This window comes from Marinobacter sp. UBA5687 (genome assembly GCF_002420325.1).
Taxonomy (GTDB): domain Bacteria; phylum Pseudomonadota; class Gammaproteobacteria; order Pseudomonadales; family Oleiphilaceae; genus Marinobacter; species Marinobacter nauticus.
Genome location: NZ_DIHV01000068.1, coordinates 10,992 through 12,032, shown reverse-complemented (window position 1 = coordinate 12,032; position 1,041 = coordinate 10,992). Strand labels below are relative to the sequence as shown.

Below are 1,041 nucleotides of genomic sequence, written 5' to 3'. Positions count from 1 at the left end.
GCTGGGCATGAACGACGGCGACTACCCTCGCTCCCGGCCGCCGGTGGATTTCGACCTGATGGCCCAGGATTATCGGCCGGGGGACCGCTCCCGCCGGGAAGACGACCGCTACCTGTTTCTGGAAGCCTTGTTGTCCGCCCGGGAACAGCTGTACATCAGCTGGGTGGGGCGCAGTATCAGGGACGACTCCGAACGGCCACCCTCGGTGCTCATCGGCCAGTTACAGGACCACCTGAACAGTCTGTGGACCGTGGCGGGGCAACCGGATGGTTCTGTTACCAAGGCTCTGACCACCCAGCATCCGCTGCAGCCTTTCAGCCGGGACTATTTCCCCAGAACCAACGGCGTGGGCGAGGGTGAAGAGACCCAACCCAAACCCCTGGCCGACGTGCTGCAGGCCCGGGGACTGTTCACCTATGAACGGGAATGGCGCAGCGCTCATGCCGTGGATAACCCGGAGCAGAGCCGGGAAGCGCTGCCGTACCAGACGCCCGAAGAGCCCATCAGCCTGAACGAGCTGGCGAATTTCCTGAAAAAGCCCATCGACACCTTCTACCAGCGCCGGCTGCAGGTGCGCTTTGAAGCGGTGGAAGAAGACGACACCGATAACGAAAACTTCGACCTGAACGGCCTGGACCGCTGGCGCCTGGACAACGAGCTGATCCAGGAGGGTGTCGTCAAAGCCGCCAGCGAAGAGGAATTGCACGAACGCCTGGAAGCCACTCTGGACCGCATGGCCCGGCGGGGCGACCTGGGTATGGGGGTGACCGAACATCGCCTGCGCACCGAGCTGGCCGGCCGCCTGCCAGACCTGTTTCAACGCTATCGCGGCGCGCTGACCGAGTGGCCGGAAGCAGTGGCCGAGCCCTTACCGTTCGAGTGTCGGTACTCGGATAGCACAGGCGCCGTGGAGGTGGTCGATTTAATCGACAATCTGCGCTGCAACCCTTCAGGACAACTGTGCCGACTGGTGATCGCCAACGCCGGTCTGCTGACCGGCTCCGGTTACTCGAAAAAAGTCCGCTACGCCAACCTGCTGCG

Annotated in this window: 1 pseudogene; it reads left to right on the top strand. The window is 63.3% G+C overall.

What is annotated here, in order from left to right:
- Nucleotides 1-1,041: pseudogene (locus B3Y70_RS07300) on the top strand (exodeoxyribonuclease V subunit gamma); the annotation flags it as partial.